Genomic DNA, 17,804 nt, shown 5'->3' with positions numbered 1-17,804 from the left:
CCTTGCTCCTGACACCGGTTTCCAATAGCCATGCCTGCGAAATGCTGAGGATGTTCTGTCGATGAGTGGGGAAGAGGCGATCGCACGGGCCTTTGTGGAGGCTCGGCGTGCGGGTGCGGCGCTTCCCACCTATCCGGGCGGACATCCGACCTCGCTGGCCACGGCCTATGGCGTGCAGGACCATGCGATCTCCCTCCGTGGCGGTGCCGTCGCCGGGTGGAAGGTGGGCCGCGTGCCGGCGCCCCACAGCGACACGCTGGGCGTGCCGCGGCTCGCAGGGCCGATCTTTGCCGACCAGATTCAGAGCGCCGGCGACGATCCGGCGGCGTTGCCGGTGATCGCTGGCGGCTTTGCTGCGGTGGAAGCCGAATATCTGCTGCGCATAGGCCATTCGCCACGCCCCGGTGGGCAGCGGATCTCACTCGAGGAAGTCGTCGAGCTGGTCGACGCGGTGCATGTCGGGTTCGAGATCGCGAGTTCGCCCTATGCGGGGATTAATGCGGACGGACCGCTGGTCACGATCAGCGACTTCGGCAATCATAACGCATTGCTGATCGGCGCGCCGGTGGCGGACTGGTCGAGCCGGGCCTTTGAGGACTGGCAGGTTGCGACCTTCGTTGACGACACCTGCGTCGGTGAGGCGAGCGCGCGCACCATGCTCGATGGCCCGTTCGGCGCCGTCGCGTTCCTGGTCGAGAGTCTGGCTGCGCGCGGCCGGACGCTGGAGCCGGGGCAATGGGTCTCCTCAGGCGCGGTGACCGGCGTCCACCAGGTGGCGGTCGGGGCGCGGGTCGAGGCGCGGTTTGGAACACTTCGGGTGAGCGGCACGATAGAGGCCGCCGCCCGGCAGGAGAGTATGTCGGAGACGAAGCATGGAGAACGGACGGGCTGATCCGATTGCAGGCGCGGTAGCGCGGGCGGGTCGCTATCGTTGGGGGATCGTCGCGCTCCTGTTTACGGCGACGGTGATCAACTACGTCGATCGGCAGATGATCGGCGTGCTCAAGCCGACGCTGTCGGCGGACCTCGGCTGGAGCGAGACCGACTTCGCCGACGTCATCTTCTTTTTCCAGTTCGCCTATGCGATCGGCTACCTCGGCTTCGGCCGGATCATGGACGTGATCGGCGCGCGCTTCGGCTATGCCATCGCCTTCGTCATCTGGCAGATCGCCCACATCGCCCATGGCGGCGCGTACAGCGTCACCCAGTTCGCCATGGCACGCTTCGGCCTGGGTTTAGGCGAATCTGGCAATTTCCCCGCGAGCATCAAGGCGGTCACCGAGTGGTTCCCGGCGCGCGAACGGGCACTGGCGATCGGCGTGTTCAACGCCGGCGCCAACGTCGGCGCGATCATCACGCCGCTGGTGGTTCCGATCATCACCGTCACCTATGGCTGGCGTGCGGCGTTCATCATCACCGGCTTGGTCAGCCTGCTGTGGCTGGTCGCCTGGCTGATGATGTATCGACGCCCCAGCGAGCATCCCAAGATAACGAATGAGGAGCGCGCCTGGATCGAGCAGGATCCGGCCGATCCGGTGACGGCGATCCCGTGGAAGCGGCTGATCCGCGTGCGCGAGACCTGGGCCTATGCGCTGGGCAAGTTCTTCATCGACCCGATCTGGTGGTTCTTCCTGTTCTGGCTGCCGGGCTATCTGGGCGAGCGTTATGACCTGGACCTGCTGAGCTTCGGGCCGCCGCTGGTCGCCATCTACCTGCTGTCCGATCTGGGCAGCGTCGCGGGGGGCTGGCTGTCGGGTCGGTTCATCAACGCGGGCAAGAGCGTCAACTATGCGCGCAAGATGACCATGTTCATCTGCGCCTGTGCGGTGGTGCCGGTGTTCTTTGCCCAGTCGATCGACAATCTGTGGCTGGCGGTGCTGGTGATCGGCGTTGCGACCGCGGCGCACCAGGCGTTCTCGGCCAACCTCTACACCCTCCCGTCCGACCTGTTCCCCCGCGCGGCGGTGGGTTCGGTCGTCGGCATCGGCGGCACCGTGGGCGCAATCGGCGGCATGCTGATGGCAAAGTACGCAGGCTATGTCCTCGACAGCATCGGCAGCTATGTGCCGCTGTTCGCGGTGGCGGGCTCGGCCTATTTCCTGGCGCTGCTGTGCGTCCACCTGCTGTCGCCTAAGCTGGCGCGGGCGCAGGAAGTCTGAAGGTAGGCAGCGGGCGGCGCACGCACGCCGCCCGCTGCCGCACCCCCAAGCTGGAGAAATGCGATGGGATTGAGCAGGCGCGACGCGCTGGGGACGGCGTTTGCCGGCGGTGCAGCGGCGATGCTGGGTGGAACGCCCGCACGCGCAGCGGGGGCGTCGGCGGCGCCTGAGGCTTGCAAGGCGGGCCCGGCGAAGGACTGGAAGCGCGGCTTCGACAACCAGCGGATCGCGGACCTGGGCGATGGACGGTTCCTGAACCCGCTGCTCGCGGGCGACCATCCCGATCCCGCCATCCTGAAGGATGGGCGGGACTACTACATGACCTTCTCCAGCTTCGACAGCTATCCCGGGCTGACGATCTGGCACAGCCGCGACCTGGTGAACTGGCAGCCGCGCAAGGCCGCGCTCAACCGCAACATCGGATCGGTGTGGGCGGTGAGCCTGGAAAAGCACAAGGGGCGGTATTTCCTCTACATCCCGGTGAAGGCCACGCCGAACGACATCTATGTCAGCTGGGCAGATCACATCGACGGGCCCTGGTCCGATCCCAAATCGCTGGGGCTGCACGAACATATCGACCCGTGCCATGCGGTGGCCGAGGATGGGTCGCGCTGGCTGTTTCTGTCCGGCGGAGACCGCATCCGGCTGTCAGACGACGGGCTGTCGACCGTTGGCAAGGTCGAGCATGTCTATGACCCCTGGCGCTATCCGGACGAGTGGGACGTTGAGAGCTTCTCGCCCGAGGGGCCGAAGATCGTGCGGCACGGCGGCTGGTATTACCAGATCACCGCGGTCGGCGGGACGGCGGGCCCGCCCACCGGGCACATGGTGATCGTGGCACGGTCGCGCTCGCTCCACGGGCCGTGGGAGAATGATCCGGCCAATCCGGTGGTGCGGACCCAGGATGTGTCGGAACGCTGGTGGTCACGCGGCCATGCGAGCCTGGTCGAGGCGCCGGACGGGAGCTGGTGGTCGGTGTACCACGGGTTCGAGAACGGGTTCTGGACGCTGGGGCGGCAGGCGCTACTCGACCCGATCGAATGGACCGCCGAAGGCTGGTTCCGGATGAAGGGCGGCGACCTGTCGCAGCCCATCGCCAAGCCCAGGGGCGGCGCGGCGCTGCCGCATGGGCAGCCGCTGTCGGATGACTTCCGGACCCTGCAGCTGGGGGCGAAGTGGAACTTCTTTCAGCCCGGACCGGACGAGGCCGCTCGGGCGCGCGTGGAGAATGGCACGCTGGTGTTGAAGGCAACCGGCAAGGCACCGAGCGATTCCTCGCCGCTGATGCTGATCGCGGGGGACCGGGCGTACCAGTTCGAATGCGCGATCGAGATCGCAGCCGGCGGGACTGCGGGCCTGGTGCTGTTCTATGACGACAAGCTCTACTGTGGGCTTGGCTTCGACGAGACGCGGTTCGTGACGCACCAGTACGGCATCGAGCGCGGGCGGCCGGCGAACCCCTATGGCCGGCGCCTGCGGATGCGGGTGGCGAACAAGGAGCATATCGTCGCCATCCACCTGAGCGGCGATAACGGGCGGACGTGGAAGCGCTTCGACCGCGGGATGGAGGTCTCCGGGTACCACCATAATGTGCGGGGCGGGTTCCTGATGCTGCGCCCGGGGCTGTATTCGGCCGGGACGGGCGAAGCACGGTTCCGGGATTTTCGGTATCGGGCATTGTAGGGCTGCGCGCACTGCGTTCCCGCGTAGCCGGGACCTAGGGTCAAGTAGAACAACCGAGGGAGAGGCTTGGTACCCTGGGTTCGCGCTTGCGTGGGAGCACCACCGCGACGCCCGCCTCTGCCGGCGTACGGGAGCGATCAGGTGAGGTCCCGCCAGCCTCCATACGCTTCGGTGCGCATTCGGCCGTGGCGGAGCATGGCTTGGTGGAAGGGCACCCGTTCGGCGGGCCTCACGCGGGCGGCGGTGTCGGCGAGGTCCAGCCAGGCCATCGCCTCGCCCGCGCGGGTGGCGGGTTCCTTGGCGAGGCGGGGGAGGTCGACCTCGAACGGGGCGAAATAGCCGGGCTCGCCCTGCCAGGTGATCAACTGTGTGCGGGCCTGGTCGATGCTCCATCCGTCGAGGTGGATGCCCAGATCCGCGAGGCCGCGGGTGACGCGGAACAGCAGCCAGTGGATGTGGCCGAGTTCGCCGAGCGGGTCGCCCGTGTAGACGCCGTCGGCGGCGGCGAGCTGTTCGGCATGCATTCCCCAGGCTTCGGCATAGGAGGGGGCGTAGCGCAGGCGGAGCGGATGGGGGGCAGCGAGCGCTTCCATCGGCATCTGCGTCATGTGGCCCGGGAGCAGCTCGTGGTGGACGGCGCTCGTGAGGCTCCAGCTGGGGCGGCGAGAGATGTCCTTGAGATCAACCACATAGGCGCCGGGCTTCCCGGGTGTTGGCAACTCGCGATAGCCGCCACGGCCGGCGGCGAGTTCGGCGGAGGAGAGCTGGCGGGCGGTGACGTCGAGGCAGAAGGGCGGGACGGGGCCGAGCAGCGCGGGAACGCGCGCGCGGGCGGCGGCGAGCACGCGGTTCATGTCGGCGACGGCCTGGTCGCGGCCGGCGTCGCTGTCGGAATAATGCCACTGCGGGTCGCCGAAGAGCGCGCGGTAGCGCTCGCCGACCGAACCCCGGGTGCGGCCGAGGCCAAGGAACAGCCGGTCGGCGCGAGCGGTGAGGCGGGCGAGCTCGCGCGTCAGCCGCCGGCGGGTGCGGGCGGGGGTGACGTTGGTGCCGCTGCGCTGCTGGAGCAGGAGGGCATAGCGTTCGGTGCCGGTGGCGGTGGCGGATTTCGCGTCGATCACGAGGCCGGCGCGAGCCGTGAGCAGATCGAGGCGCTGGCCTGGGGGAAGCGCTCGGGCGTCGAAGCTGGCGAGGTGCGCGGGGTCGCCGTCCTTCTCGGCCGCGTCCAGGGCAGCGCGAAGGTCGTTTCGGCCCTCCAGCGCGAGCGCGGGGGTGGCGAGCACGCCGAGGCCGGCAAGGATGGCGCGCCGCGTCGCCTTCATTTCCGGACGAGCCCGGCGAGCGGGACCTGGTTGTTCTGGCGTGTCACCTCCGGGGCATCGCCGGGAAGGGCGATGCGGACCGAAAGGGTGGCGGGATCGACGCCGCTGGGGATGCTCAGGCGCACGGTGGCGGTCCTGGGCGTGAGGTCGGTGGGGGCGGCAAGCGCGGGCACGGCGGCGCGGGCGACCTCGCGGCCGGCGCCGTCGACCAGCGTCACGGCGCCGCCGGTCACAGGTTGCGAGCCGAGGCTGTGGATCGTCACGGACACGCGGCGGCCCTGTACGATCACGTCGTCGGTGCCGATGCCGAGGTCGGGGCGCTGCTCGACCGGGCCGCTCGCCTGATCGAGGGTGAAGTCGAGCACGGTGGTGGTGCCGGGCGCGAAGGTCACTTCGGTCGAAGCGCTGCGCTCGAGGGTGAGCTGGCGGCTGTCGGCGGGGGTGAGGGTGGTGCCGCCGTCGCTGCTGGTGGCGGCCTTCATCGTCCAGGTGCCGGCCGTGACGGTCCAACCGGTCATGGTCGCGCGCTGGGGCTGGTTGGTGGTGTTGTAGGCGATGACGCGGAAGGCGTCGGGCTTCGGGTTGGGGACCAGTATCGCGACCTGGGTCGCGGCGTCGGGCTGGTCGAAGCGCCAGCTGACCGTGTTGCCGGGCCAGGTTTGGTTCCGGCGCAGGGCGATGCCGCCCAGGCGCTCGCGCTGCAGGATCTCGTTGGGCTGGTCGACGCGATCGGACCACCAGTGCCCTTGCGTGTACATGTACATGTGCTGCGCCTTGTCGGCGATGGCGTCGGCGTGGAGGCGTTCGAGCCAGCTGCGGTCGCCGCTCGCGGCCCAGGCGCTGTAGAGCGCGAAGGGATCGCCCGAAGCCTCGGCCTTGGCGGGCGCGGTTGCGAGCAGCTGCCCGCCCATCGGGAGGGCGTGGAAGGCGTTCTCGTTGAACTCGGCGAGCGCGGCGAGCCCGGCCTTGGCGAGGCGCGTCTCGATCGGGCGGAGGTATTTCGCGTCGCCGGTGAAGCGCCAGGATGCCCAGGCGGACTGGAGCGGGGTGGTGGCGCCGCCGCCGTCCCCGACGCGGGTGGCATCGGTGCGCCAGTTGACCTCGTTGGGATAGCTCCAGTTGCCGTCGGGGCCTTGGGTGCCGTGCGCCATCAGCCCGTCGACGATGCCGGTCACCAGGCCGCGTGCGGCGGGGCTGGCGTTGTAGAGGCCGAGCAGGATCGGACCGTGGAGGACGGTGAAGCTGTACGGTTTCTGCCACTCGAACGCGCCCTCGCGGTAGACCTTGCGGGCGCCGTACCAATTCGAGGAGAAATGGAGATGGCCGGCGGGGTTGCGGGTGATGATGCCGCCCAGCGCCTTGGTGGTGGCCATGATCCGCTCGACGGTGCGCGGCTCGCCCCAGTTGAGGTAGAGGCGTTCGGCGTCGGCGTTCATGCCTTCCTCATAGGCGTGAAGCTCGTCGGTGGTGAGGACGCCCAGACCGTTCTCGATCATGCCGTTCTTGTAGACGGCCTCGTCCAGCGCGCGCAGCGACGCGTTGATCTTGTCGGGATCGACGCCCATCAGCGCTAGGCCGGGCCATTGCTGGGTGAGGTCGGTGTCGTCGGAGATGCCGCCGCCGAAGTCACCATAGGGCACCTGGCGCTCGTCGATCCACCAGTTCACGAAATGGCGGGCGAGCTTCAAATCCTCGAGCTGGCGGAATGCCCAGAGCGGTACGCCGGCGGGCGGCTGCGGCTGGGTGAAGGCCGGCATGTTTTCGGGGCGGTAGTTGATGTCCGCCCAATAGCGCCGCGCCTCCGCATGATCGGGATCGACACGCAACAGGTCGGAGATGTCGGCAAAGACACGGCGGTAGAGGCCGGCGTTCTTGGAGGCGGTATGCTCCTCGACCAGGAAGCCCCAATTGTCCTTCACCTGGTTGAAGCGGTCGACGACATGCTCGCGGGCGGCCTCGGCGCGGTCCTTGAAGACGAGGCGCAGCTTGGCACCGTTGAGCGCATCGGCGCTGAAATCGGGGGCTGCGGACGCGATCGTAAGATAGAGGCTATCGTTGGTGAGGATGCGGTCGCGCAGGTCCAGCCACAGCGTGCGCGCCTCGCCGGGGCGGACCGAGACCTGCACGTCGATCATCTGGCGATCCGGCCAGATCGGATCGTGAACAACGATGCTGAGCGGGATCAGGCCCTTGGCGTCCGGTGTAAGCTGCATTGCGGGCAGGTCGATGGCGATGCCGTCGAGCCCGGCATGGAGGTTCTGCCAGCCATAGTCCCAGGCGCGCGCAAGCGGCCTGTCCGGAAAGGCGTCGCCGAAGTTGGAGGGCACCAGCAGGTGGACGATCGGGCGGGCGTCGGCGCGGCGGACGGCGGCGCCGGTCTCGGCCGAGCTGCCGGCGCCGACCGCGGTCTTGATGCCGCCGGCCGGCATGGCGACGGCGGTGGCCTGCTCGTCGGGCGCATAGCGGCCCGCGACATAGGCGTTGAGCGCGGAAAGGGCGGGGAGCTGCGACGACGCCTTGGCATCCACGACATAATCGAGGCTGAACAAACCCCTGGGCGGCGTTCCTGCCGTGACGTTATAGGCCCAGATCTCCTGGATCGGCTGTTCCTGCATCACGTTGGTGAAGCGCAGGCGGCCCCCCGCCTTCGTGGCGAAGCTGTCGCTGGTGCGGACCACGCCCTTGGGGCGCTTGGCGAGGGTCGCATAGTCGCCACCCTCGGGCGCATAGGCGAGCGTGCCATAGGCGGCGCCGCGGATGGCGACGCGGTTGAAGCGCTCTCCGGCGGGGACGGCGAGGTCATAGGTCTTGCCGCCCTCCACATAGACGTTCCAGTCGGGGAGCTGGAAATAGTCGTCGCGGCCGGGGAGCTTGGAGCGGTTGTAGACGCCGGGCCAGGTGGTCTCGGGGATGCCGTCGACGCCCTTCCACATCCATTGCTTCAGGTCCTTCGCGTCGGCGAACTCGACCTTGCGGATGGTGGTGGCGGGGTCGGTGAGGACGGGCGGGCTCTGCCGGTCCCAGCCATAGCGGTGGAGCCAGGCGGTGCGACGGGCGGCGGCATCATCGGCCGGGGGCGCGGCGGGCTCCTGCTTGGCGGCGAGCGCAGTCACGCCGCTGGGCCCAAGCATCCGGTCGTAGACGCGCAGGTCGTCGACGTCGGAACCGCGCATGAAGTTGTAGCGGCTCTGCACCTGATGCGGCGAGATCACCCGGCCGGCGAGCCCGAACTGGTCGAGCCCCGAGTCGAGATCGGCCGTCTGGCGCTTGGCCGCGACTTCGCGCCCGTCGACATAGAGGCGGACGCCGACTGTCTCGTCCCAGGCGAACGCGAGGTGGTGCCAGGCGTTGGGATCAGGGATCTGCGGAATGGTGTAGGAGACGCGGATGCGCGCGAGGTTGGCGTCGGTGACAAAGGCGTCGAAGCCGTGGCCGTTCCAGTCGATGCGCAGGAACGCCATGTCCCAGCTGGTGTGATCGGCAAATCCGGTGCGGAAGATCACGAAGGGGACGTCGTTCAGGGGATCGCGCGCACGCCACCAGAAGGCGAGGGTGCCGCGTTCGGCGCGCATGTTGCCGGGCGCCTTCCACGCGACATAGCCGGCGTCCGACCAGCGCGCGGCGCCGCCGATCGCGCCATCGGCAACGGTGCTCATGCCGCTGCGGAAATTGGGGACGGGGTCGCCGGCTGCGTGCTCGGCGGTGAAGCCGCTGTCGAGGGTGGCGTGGAAGATCAGGCTCTGGTCGGCGGCGGCTGCGGCGGGCGCCTGGGTCTGGGCTGCGGCCGGGGTGGCGAGGAGGGCGGCGGCGAGGGCCAGCGCGGAAACGGGGGAACGGGTCATTCTCTCTCCTCGGGCCGGCGGAGGTGCGGGGTGGGCCCCGTCTGTTCGGCCGGTGGCGGGCATTGGGTGTGCGGTCGACGGCTAGGGCAGGAGGCGGAAGGCGGCAGCTGGACTTGTACCCCGGCGGAGGCCGGGGTCCAGTTGGGAAGGCCTTCGAGGGGCGATCCCCAACCCCACCCGCACCGCAACTGTACCCCGGCCTTCACCGGGGTACGGCAGCATGGCGTGGTTGGGGATCGTCACCGCGCCACGATGGTGCATGCGGTGGCGAGGCGGTTGTCGAAGCGGACGTCAACGCGGGCGCCGAGCGACACCTGGTGGACGCCGGTGACGGCCCCGGACGAGATCCAGTCGCCCGGCTGGAGCGCGATGCCGCGGGCGGCGAGCAGCTCGAACAGGAAACGCGCCGCGCCGAAGGGTCCGTCAAGCATGGTGGCGGCGGTGGCGGCGCCGATCGGGGCGCCGTCGATGGTGAGTTCGACCGGCCAGTCCGCGATGCCGGCATCGCGCCAGTTGTCGATCGCCGGGCCAATCACCAGGCCGTTGTTGTTGCCATAGTCGGAGATGGTGACGGTGGCACCGAGCGCATTGATGCCGGGAAAGGGAGAGCTGGCGATCTCGATGCCGGCGTGCACGGCGTCGATCAGGTCGATCGCCTCCTTCATCGTGTACTGGAGCTTGGCGGGATCGGGCGCGGTGCCGACGCGCAGCAGGAACTCGGCCTCGGCCGCGGCGAAGCCGCCGCGGAATACCGGCATGGCGACCGGCGTTCCGGCGCCCGCGGCGGTGACGATCTGGTCGGCAAAGATCGGGCCGGCGAGGCGGTTCACGTCCTCGATCGGCGGGTCGATCTTGCCGACCTTCCACCCCGCGACGCGGCGGCCGTCGAGCGCGAGGGCGCGGTCCTGCACCGCATAGGCCTCTGCCAGCGCAGCGGGGATGGTGCCGGGATAGTCGACGATCGCCACGCCCTCACGGCGCGCACGCACGAAGGACTCGGCGATGCGTTCGATATTCTGCTGCAGTACGGTCGCCACCTGGAGCTTCTCCAATCCAAAGTCTGAAACCGGTGTCAGCGACACCGGTTAGCGTTCAGCCGAAGCCGTGGGTCTTTGCCCAGCGCGCGAACAACTCGGGCCAGATCGCCGCGGGCTTGCCGGCCGCACCGCGGATGCCAAAGCCGTGGCCGCCCTCCGTAAACAGGTGCGTCTCGACCGGTACGCCAGCGCGCTTGAGTGCGGCGCGCAGCGCGAGGCTGTTTTCGACCGGCACCGTTGCGTCATCCTCGGCATGAACCAGGAAGCAGGGCGGGGTGGTGGCGCGGACGTTGTTCTCGGGGCTGTGCGCGGCTTCGAGCGCTGGCGTGGGGTTGGTGCCCAGCAGTTGCTTGCGCGATCCGCCGTGGGCGACGGGAAGGCGCATCGACTGCACGGGGTAGATGGGCGCGGCAATGTCGGGACGGGCGCTCAGCCGGTCCGCAGCATCCACCGGCGCATAGACGCGCGCGTCATAGCGGGTGGCGAGGTCACCGCAAACATGCCCGCCGGCCGAAAAGCCCATCGCGGCGACGCGATCCGGGCGGATGCCATAGCTCTGCGCACGCGCGCGGATGAGCCGCATCGCCCGCTGGCTGTCCTGGAGCGGGGTGTCGGGACCCGCCGCCCAGCCATCGCCCGGCAGGCGGTAGAAGAGCACGAACACGGTCCAGCCCCGCTCTGCGAGCCACCGGCCGATCTCGAAGCCTTCCTTGTCGAGCACGACGCGGACATAGCCCCCGCCGGGCGCGACCATCAGCGCCGATCCGTTGGGCTTGCGCGGGCGGAAGACGACGAGGCGCGGGCGGTGGGTGCCGGTCACGGCGCGGTCGGAAAGGGCGGGATCCTTGCTGCGTTCCTCGATCCGCTCGACCGGCAGCGTGGCGGGGGCGCCGGGAGCGCCGTTCGGCCACAGCTCGAGGATCTCGGTGGGATCGGGGGACGTGCCCCGGGCCGGCGGGGTGGGTTGCTGGGCCCGCGCGGAGCCTGCGGCGGCCGCGGCCATCACGGAGCCGAGCGCAGCCAGCGTCTGTCGCCGATCGATCATGCAGAATTCCCGCGGAAGAAAAGAAGGGCGCCCCAAGGGAGGGGAGCGGGGCGCCCGGGACGACCTACATCTTGAAGCGGCCGCCGATCAGGAACGTCCGCCCGAAGTGGTTGGACTCGTAGTTGCGCTTTGCGTCGATATCGACCCACCGATCGCGATACTCGTCGGTCAGATTGGTGCCCTCCAGCGACAGCTCGAAGCTCGGCGTCACCTTGTACCGCAGCGATGCGTCGACGTTGACCGTCTCGTCATAGCCTTCGAACAGGTTGCCGGTCGCCGAGGCGCCGTCGATGTACGGGCTGCGATAGCTGACCGACGCGCGCGCGGAGAACTTCGCATCCTCATAGTAGAGCGTGCCGTTGTAGGCGCGCTTCGACAGGCCGTAGAGCGTCGCGTCCCGGGTGGTGTTGGGAAGCGCGCCGAGCGTGCCGCCGGGGATGGGTGCGCCGGTCGGGCTGACGCCAGGCTGGATCACCTCGGTCGCCGGACCACCCTGCGAATAGCTGGCGCTGGAGTCGACGAAGGTGGCGTTGGCGAGGAAGCCGAAGTTCTTGAGGAAGCCCGGCAGGAAGGTGAAGCTCGCCTGCAGTGAGATTTCCATGCCCTTCAACGACGCACCCTCGCCATTCACCGGGCCGCTGATCTGCCACAGCTGGCCTTCCGGTGCTTGGGCGGCCGGCGAGCTCGCCGGGATCACGCTGAGCGGCAGGCCCGTCGAGGCGAAGGTGCCGCTGCGAGTGCCGGAGACCGGGAAGCTGGCGATGTTCTTCTTGAACAGCGCGACCGAGAACAGCGACTGGGGCGCGAAATAATATTCGGCCGACAGATCGAACGAGGTGGCGCGGAACGGATCGAGCTGCGGATTGCCGAAGTTGACGCGGTAGTTGAACCCGTCGACCGAGCCTCCCGGCGTCAGGCTGCCCAGCGACGGCCGGGTGATGACCTTCGAAATGGCGCCGCGCAGGACGATGTCCTCATGCGGGAACAGCGCGACGTTGATCGCGGGCAGCCAGTCGTCATAGCTCCGCTCGACGGTCACGGGCGTATTGGTGGTGACGCCGCCCGCCGTAGCCGAGGTCAGGCCGGTCGACTTCTGCGCGGTGTGCGCATAGCGCATGCCGGCGTTGGCCGCGTAGCGCAGGCCGAACAGGTCGCCTTCCATGTCGAACTGGACATAGCCGCCGGTCACTTCCTCGGAGACGCTGCGGGTGTCCCCGACCAGCACGTTGGCGGTGCGATCATAGAGGCCGGTGTAGTTCGCCGCCGCATCGATGTTCGGGATCAGGAACTCGGTGGTGGTGCCGCCGGGCTGACCGGCCTTGCCAAGGTTGAACAGCTCGCCGAGGTTCCCCGCCGGGAAGCCGTACACCGCCGTCGGGCCGATGTTGCTGTTGGGCGTGCAGGTGATGGTGCCGAGCACCACGTCGGTGCCGCCGGCGTTCGGGCAGACCACCGCATCGCGCGAGAAGCCCTGGGTATCGAACGAGAAGCGGCGGTACATGGCTCCGGACTTGATCTGCAGCCCCTCCGTCACGTCCCATTCGGTCCGCAGCTGGACGGTGCGGAAGTCGTTGACCGTCTTGGACGGGCGGTCACGGATCTCCGAGAGCTGGAAGTTGGCCGGATCGGTGACGCTGGTGCCGAAGCTGATCACCGGGCGCTTCATGTTGGTGTAGTCGTAGCTGAAGCCCTGCGCGTCGCGATCGTCGAACACGAAGGTCGTCTCCACCGGAATGGTGGCGTTCGACTTGGAATAGCCGCCCATCAGCGTGAAGCGGAACGTGTCGCTGACATCCTGATCCCAGCTTCCGCCGATCTGGTAGAACTCGGTCTGCGACTCGCGAAGATAATGCTCGGTGCGCACCCAGGCGTCGTCGATGGTTGCGGAGATCAGGTTGTTGTTGTCATCGATCGTATAGTCGCGGACGTTCATCTGCCGCTCGTTGGAGCGCAGCAGCACTTCGCCCCATTTCTCCTCGCGGGTTTCCTTGAAGCGCGAATAGAGCGCGTCGATCGAGACCTTGGTTGCGTCGGTCGGCGCCCACTGGACGCTGCCGGTCAGGCCCAGGCGCTCGCGATCATGACGGACCGAGCCGTAGCGCGGGATGCGCGGGTGGAAGGCGAGCGCGACCTGGTCGCAGACGCCGCCCGGGGTGCCGACATAGGTGCCGCCACGGTTCGGCTGCGAGAAGCAAGGGGTGCCGTCGACCGAGTCGAACACGCCTTGGGCCCAGCGCACGGTGTTGTTGCCGAGCTCCAGGTTGTTGGTGCTCTGGTACGCACCCGAGGTCGCGACGCCGAAGGTACCGGCGTCGTTCTTGTACGACAGCAGGCCGGCGAGACGCGGGCCCCAGTTCTCCGAAAGATCGTTGTACGACGCCTGACCCGAGGCCACGAAGGTGACGCCGGTCTTGCCGGCCAGCGGGTTGCCCGTGTTGAGGTCGACCACGGCGCCGAGCGACCCTTCGTCGAGCGAGGCCTCCGCGGTCTTGTGGACGACGATCGAGTTGAAGAGCTCCGACGCGAACACGTTGAAGTCGAAGGCGCGGTCACGGTTGGAGCTGGCGCCATCGGTGGAGGTGGCGACCGTCTCGAGCCCATTGACGCGGACGCGAGTGAACTGGGCGCCGAGACCGCGCACGGTGATCGCGCGGCCTTCGCCGGCATCGCGCTGGATCGAGATGCCGGGAATGCGCTGCAGCGACTCGGCGAGGTTCTGGTCGGGGAACTTGGCGATGTCTTCCGCCACGATCGCATCGACCGAGGAGACGGTGTTGCGTTTCAGCGCGATCGCGGCGCCGAGCGACTGGCGAAAGCCGGTGACGACGATGTCGCCTCCCGTGTCCGCTTCGGGCGGTGCGACCTGGGCAGCGGGGTCAGGCGTCGCCTGATCGGCCGGTACGATCGCGGTCTGGGCCGGCGACGGATCCTGCTGCGCCTGGGTGCCGGGTGCGACCGTCTCCGGGACCTCGGCGGCTTGGGCGAGGGCCGCCTGCGGAAGCAGCAGTGCGGCGGACATCGCACCGAGCGAAACGCCGGCCAGGCGCAACGATCCGCGGCACGTACGACGGGACATGGTCATGCGAAATCTCTCCCCTCACGGCCGACGTCTGGCATCGGCAACGATTCCTGACACGCTGTATCGCGCACGGTTCGGGAGGGCGGGCGACAGGCCCGCGTCCGACATCCTCTCGATCCGACGCTTGTCTGGCGCGTCGTTCAACCGGCCTGTTTTGCTCTAGTAACCGGTGTCATAGACATGCGGCCGATCGGAACCGGTGTCAACCGTCTGCCACATGGTGGATTTCAGGTACCGGGCTGGATGTAGGGCACGCGGGCGAACAGCTCGCGCTGCCAGCGGCGGGGGTCGTTCTCCACGCGCGAGCGGGTGTCGAAAACCATCGTACTGCGCGTCGCCAGATCGTAGCGCGGCCAGTGCGGCAACCCGGCATGGTTCGGATCACCGGTCTTTGTGAAGGCGACGAAGCTCTCCTGGATGGCTGCCGAGGCCGTGCGCGCATCCGCGGCGGTGCCGGTCTGCGCCCCTTCGGCATCGAGCGTGCCGAACACGAGCGGGATATCCATGGTGTGGAAGGCTCCGCGCCGGGGGTCGGTGCGCGATCCGAAATCGAGCTGATAGACCCAGCCCGGAGCGCCGGCGCGCGCGCGCTCCTCCGCCTCGATCACCTGGCCGCGCCAGCTGCGCCCGCAGGTGGTGGCGTCGTAGAAGACCTGGGTGGGCGTCCAGTCCGGAAAACGCTCACGATATTGCGCGACGACCCATTCGGGCAGAATGTCGATGCGCAGCTCGGGTGCGATGCGATCGGCGACATTGTCCCAGGTGAGCCCCTGCACCTTGGGACTGTCCGGGCTGAGGAAGGCGCGGGTCTCGTCATGCGTGTTGCCGAGCAGCATCGGGATGGCGAGGCCCTGCGGATGGGCGTCGGGCCAGAAGGGGTGGCGGGTCATCCACCTCATGTCGAGCACCGGGCCGAAATAGACGCCGCCGCCCAGAATTGGGTCGGTCGCGTCGAGGGCGTCCACGAGCCGTTCGGTGGGCATCGCCAGCAGCGGGTCGAGGTTGGTTTCCGTCACACCGAGCCGCTGCAGACAGGCACGGGTGCGGGCGGTGGCGTTGAGCGGCCCAGAAGCGGTGACCTGCTGTCCGCTCATGGTCGCAGCGCGGTGGAACAGGCCCTTGGCTGCCGGCATCGCCATCATCGTCGCGATCTTGGCGCCACCGCCGGACTGGCCGAATACCATCACGCAGTTCGGATCGCCCCCGAAGGCGGCGATGTTGTCGCGCACCCATTGCAGGGCGAGGATCAGGTCGAGCTGGCCGAGGTTGCCGCTGTCGGCGAAGCGCGGATCGAGGCGCGCCAGGTAGAGGTAGCCGAAGGCGTTGAGGCGGTGGTTGACGGTCACCACCACCACGTCGCCGCGCGCGGCGAGATGATGCCCATGCGTCTGCGGATCGGTGACGCTGCCGTTGGAATAAGCGCCGCCGTGGATGTAGAGCATCACCGGCTTCTTGGCGCCGACGCGCGGCTCTGCGGTCCAGATGTTGAGGAACAGGCAATCCTCGGACCGGGGCTCGTCGCTTGCGGCCTTTTGCGGGCAGATCGGCCCGAAGCGCTGGGCGAGGACGCGGGTGCCGGGTTGGGCGACTGGTACGGCGGCACGGAATCGTTCGGCCCGGCCGTAGCGGATGCCGCGAAAGGCGTGGACACCGCCCTCGCGGGCGCCGACGAAGTCGCCGGCGGGCGCGCGCACGGTGCCGGCCGCGGCGGCCTTTGCCGCGCTCGCCGCCCACAGGGCCGCGCCGCTTGCCGCCACGCCGGTGAGGGCGCCGCGGCGGGTCCAGCCGTCAGCGGCGGACATCGAGCCCGCCTTGGAGATACGCGTCGAGATCGGCCTGGCGGAATATGCTGGCGTCGCCCGGCAGCGAATGCTTCAGGGCGGTGAGAGCGAGGCCGGTGTGCGCGGCGGTGTTGAGATCGTCGCCGCGGCGCAGCGCGTGGAGCACGCCTGCCGCAAAGGCGTCGCCGCCGCCGATGCGGTCGACGATGCCGGCGAGCTCCATCTCCTCCGTCTGCGCGGCGCGATCGCGCGCGTCGATGCGCGCGGAAAGCCGGTGGAGGTCGACATGCTCGACGTGGCGGGCGGTCGACGCGATCATCTGGAGCTTGGGGAAGGTGGCGAACGCGGCTTCGGCGGCGTCGCGCCGGCGCTCCTCGGCATCGCTCGAGAATGTGCGGTCGAGCAGCAGCGCGATGTCGAGGTGGTTGCCGAACATCAGGTCGGCATGGGAGACCAGCTCGGTCAGGATGGTACGCGGATCGGAGTCCCAGCGCTCCCAGAGCTTGGCGCGATAATTGCCGTCGAACGAGATCGCGATGCCACGCGCGGCCGCTGCGCGGACGGCGGCAAGCGCGCTCTCGGCGGGCACGGGGCCGAGCGCCGGGGTGATGCCGGACAGGTGGAGCCGGTCGACGCCGTCGAGCAGCGTGTCCCAGTCCCAGGCCTCGGCCGGTGCCTCGGCGAAGGCGGAATGGGCGCGGTCGTAGATGACTTCGGTCGCGCGCATGCCCGCGCCTGAGGTGACGAAATACAGCCCCATGCGGTCGCCGCCGAGCTGGATCCCCCGCGTGTCCACGCCATGCCCGCGCAGGGTGCTGATCGCGGCGCGGCCAAGGTCGTTGTCGGGCAGGCGGCTCGCAAAGGCGACGTCGTGGCCGAGGCGGGCGAGCGCGGTCGCGACGTTGGCCTCGGCGCCTGCGACCCACAGGTCGAGCTTGGGCGTCTGGAGCAGCAGTTCCCGTCCCGGCGGGGACATGCGGTACATGATTTCGCCAAAGGCGAGCAGGCGCTGCGTGGTCATCAGCGAGCCAGCCATCCGCCGTCGACGGCGAGGATATGGCCCTGGACGTAGTCGGCGGCTCGGCTCGCGAGGAACACGGCGGCGCCGCCGAGATCGGACGGATCGCCCCAGCGTCCCGCAGGGATGCGATCGAGGATCGACTTGTTCCGGACTTCGTCCGCCTGGAGTGCGGCGGTGTTGTTGGTCGCGATGTAGCCCGGTGCGATCGCGTTCACGTTGATGCCCTTGGCCGCCCATTCGTTGGCGAGCAGCTTGGTGAGGCCACCGATGCCCGACTTGGATGCGGTATAGCTCGGCACGCGGATGCCGCCCTGGAAGGTCAGCATCGAGGCGATGTTGATGATCTTGCCGCCGCCGTTGGCGATCATGTGGCGGCCGGCGGCCTGGCAGAGGAAGAACACCGACTTGAGGTTGGTGTCGATGACCGCGTCCCAATCCTCCTCGGTGAAGTCGACCGCGTCGGCGCGGCGGATGATGCCGGCGTTGTTGACGAGGATATGAAACCCGCCGAGCTTTGCCACCGTCTCCTCGACGACGCGCCCGACCGGCTCGATCGTGGAAAGATCCGCCGAGACGATCTCTGCCTTGCGGCCGAGCGCGCGCGCCTTGGCGACGGTGTCCTCGGCCGGGGTGCGGCCGACCGCAGCGATATCGGCGCCGGCTTCTGCGAGCGCGAGGGCGATCGCCTGGCCGATGCCGGTGTTGGCGCCGGTGACGACCGCCACCTTGCCGGAAAGATCGAAGGGATTGGTCATTTGCAACTCCTCCCCTCCCTGGAAGGGAGGGGTCGGGGGTGGGTGCGCGTCGCGAAGCGGCGCGCTCTTGGCTAGCGGAG

General features: G+C 68.8%; 11 protein-coding genes. 3 read left to right on the top strand and 8 right to left on the bottom strand.

Annotated elements, in window-relative coordinates; genetic code table 11:
- Positions 1-61: 61 nt before the first annotated feature.
- From VPH46_RS10070 to VPH46_RS10060, 3 genes are all read left to right on the top strand, one after another.
- Positions 62-892 (top strand): 2-keto-4-pentenoate hydratase, encoded by an 831-nt coding sequence (locus tag VPH46_RS10070; protein WP_416610903.1) that lies wholly within the window; start codon positions 62-64, stop codon positions 890-892.
- Positions 873-2,159, top strand: coding sequence for an MFS transporter (locus VPH46_RS10065; RefSeq protein WP_416610901.1), 1,287 nt, complete (start codon positions 873-875; stop codon positions 2,157-2,159). Before VPH46_RS10070 ends, VPH46_RS10065 begins: the two co-directional genes overlap by 20 nt.
- A gap of 63 nt (positions 2,160-2,222) precedes the next feature.
- A complete protein-coding gene (locus VPH46_RS10060; RefSeq protein WP_416610899.1) occupies positions 2,223-3,842 on the top strand; it encodes a family 43 glycosylhydrolase in 1,620 nt (539 codons plus the stop codon).
- A gap of 137 nt (positions 3,843-3,979) precedes the next feature.
- Here the strand turns inward: VPH46_RS10060 and VPH46_RS10055 are convergent, their stop codons facing one another.
- The 8 genes from VPH46_RS10055 to kduD form a co-directional block, all read right to left on the bottom strand.
- Positions 3,980-5,164: a DUF885 family protein gene (locus tag VPH46_RS10055; protein WP_416610897.1), complete on the bottom strand. Its 1,185-nt coding sequence runs from the start codon at positions 5,162-5,164 to the stop codon at positions 3,980-3,982.
- Positions 5,161-9,006, bottom strand: coding sequence for a LamG-like jellyroll fold domain-containing protein (locus tag VPH46_RS10050; protein ID WP_416610895.1), 3,846 nt, complete (start codon positions 9,004-9,006; stop codon positions 5,161-5,163). Before VPH46_RS10050 ends, VPH46_RS10055 begins: the two co-directional genes overlap by 4 nt.
- A 239-nt stretch (positions 9,007-9,245) precedes the next feature.
- The gene (locus tag VPH46_RS10045) at positions 9,246-10,043 is read right to left on the bottom strand and encodes a 2-keto-4-pentenoate hydratase (RefSeq protein ID WP_416610893.1); all 798 of its coding nucleotides are present in this window, start codon (positions 10,041-10,043) and stop codon (positions 9,246-9,248) included.
- Positions 10,044-10,098: 55 nt separating this feature from the next.
- Positions 10,099-11,088: an alpha/beta hydrolase gene (locus VPH46_RS10040; protein WP_416610891.1), complete on the bottom strand. Its 990-nt coding sequence runs from the start codon at positions 11,086-11,088 to the stop codon at positions 10,099-10,101.
- A gap of 64 nt (positions 11,089-11,152) precedes the next feature.
- A complete protein-coding gene (locus tag VPH46_RS10035; protein WP_416610889.1) occupies positions 11,153-14,170 on the bottom strand; it encodes a TonB-dependent receptor in 3,018 nt (1,005 codons plus the stop codon).
- A 224-nt stretch (positions 14,171-14,394) separates the two neighbouring features.
- Entirely contained in the window at positions 14,395-15,969 is a 1,575-nt protein-coding gene (locus VPH46_RS10030) for a carboxylesterase/lipase family protein (RefSeq protein WP_416610886.1), read from the bottom strand.
- Positions 15,956-16,969 (bottom strand): PfkB family carbohydrate kinase, encoded by a 1,014-nt coding sequence (locus VPH46_RS10025; protein ID WP_416610884.1) that lies wholly within the window; start codon positions 16,967-16,969, stop codon positions 15,956-15,958. The genes VPH46_RS10030 and VPH46_RS10025 overlap by 14 nt, the downstream gene beginning before the upstream one ends.
- Entirely contained in the window at positions 16,969-17,724 is a 756-nt protein-coding gene (gene kduD / locus VPH46_RS10020; RefSeq protein WP_416610882.1) for a 2-dehydro-3-deoxy-D-gluconate 5-dehydrogenase KduD, read from the bottom strand. Before kduD ends, VPH46_RS10025 begins: the two co-directional genes overlap by 1 nt.
- Positions 17,725-17,804: the final 80 nt, after the last annotated feature.

Origin of the sequence: Sphingomonas sp. MJ1 (PH-R8) (assembly GCF_048058635.1) — a bacterium.
Lineage (GTDB): Bacteria > Pseudomonadota > Alphaproteobacteria > Sphingomonadales > Sphingomonadaceae > Sphingomonas.
The sequence above is the reverse complement of the archived record's forward strand: the minus strand, read 5'-3'. Positions and strand labels throughout refer to the sequence as shown.